This is a genomic window from Streptomyces sp. NPDC051172, from assembly GCF_040682555.1.
GTDB lineage: Bacteria > Actinomycetota > Actinomycetes > Streptomycetales > Streptomycetaceae > Streptomyces.
Window position 1 is genome coordinate 1 of the sequence record NZ_JBFBBE010000437.1, and the last position, 1116, is coordinate 1116.

The following is a 1116-nucleotide window of genomic DNA, read 5'->3' on the forward strand; positions in this document are numbered from 1 at the left end:
GCCGTGGCCAAGGCGCCGGGCACGTTCCGTCTCGCCTTCGGCGTGAACGACTTCCGCAAGGACGTCGGCGTCGGCGAGGACCCGCTGGCCATGGCCTACGCCCGCTCCCGCATGGTGATCGCCTCTCGCGTAGGCGGTCTGCCCGGTGCGATCGACGGACCGCCCGGCAACACGGACGGTGAGGACGAGGTCATCCGCTCCTGCGCCGTCACCGCCTCGATGGGCATGACCGGCCGCCTCGTCCTGAACCCGGATCAGGTGGACTGGGTCAACCGGGCGATGTCCCCGTCCGAGGACGAGCTCGCGTGGGCCCGCGACCTGCTCGAGAAGCATGCTCAGGGCGCCGCCGTCGGCGACGGCTCGTACCTGCCCCGCGTGCTGCGTGCCCAGAAGATCGCGGACCTCGCGGACTCGTACGGGCTCTGGAACGCGTGAGCACGGCCGGGGCGCGCGCTTGAGTCCCCGCACCGACGGGTGGCTCCGCCCATGATGGCGTGGATCGACGGGCTGCCGCTGCTGTGGTCCATCGGGTTCTTCTGGATGCTGGCGATCCTGCGCACCCTGATCGTGTTCTCGCTCGGGCGGGGGCTGGCCTCCGGCGTCGAGCGGACCCGCTGGTTCGCCCGCGTGATGGAGGGGCCCGTCTATGTCCGAGCCCAGCGCTTCATCCAGCGCCACGGGGTGTGGGCCATCCCGTTCTGCTACCTCACGGTGGGCATCCAGACGGCGGTGATCGGCTCCGCCGGCGTCGCCCGCATGCCCTGGCGCCGGTTCCTGCCGGCGGCCGCGCTCGGCACGTTCCTGTGGGGCGTGGTGTACGGGACCGTCGGGATGGCCGTGGTGTGGGCCGTCATCGGCGCGGCGCTCGGAGAGGGCCGGGGCGTCCTCGCCCTCGTGCTGATCCTCGCGGCCGTGGTCGCGTTCGTCGTCTGGCGCCGACGCCGTACGCTGCGCCGGCACGGGGCCGGGTGACGTCGTCGTCCGTGACGCGGGCCGGGGTCCGCCGCCGGGGGACTAGTGTTGGCCGCGTCTTCGCCCCGGCCAGCCGCCCCGCGGCCGGGGCTGCCACCCCTTCGGATGGACCACCAGGAGCGACGGGCGCGCCCGCAGCTTCTC

Annotated in this window: 1 protein-coding gene and 1 pseudogene; both read left to right on the forward strand. The window is 73.4% G+C overall.

From position 1 onward, the window contains the following. A pseudogene (locus AB0N07_RS51745) lies at positions 1-435 on the forward strand (hypothetical protein); the annotation flags it as partial. A gap of 51 nt (positions 436-486) precedes the next feature. After that, positions 487-972, forward strand: a complete 486-nt coding sequence (locus AB0N07_RS51750; RefSeq protein ID WP_036339675.1) for a VTT domain-containing protein — start codon at positions 487-489, stop codon at positions 970-972. The last annotated feature ends 144 nt before the right edge of the window (positions 973-1116 follow it).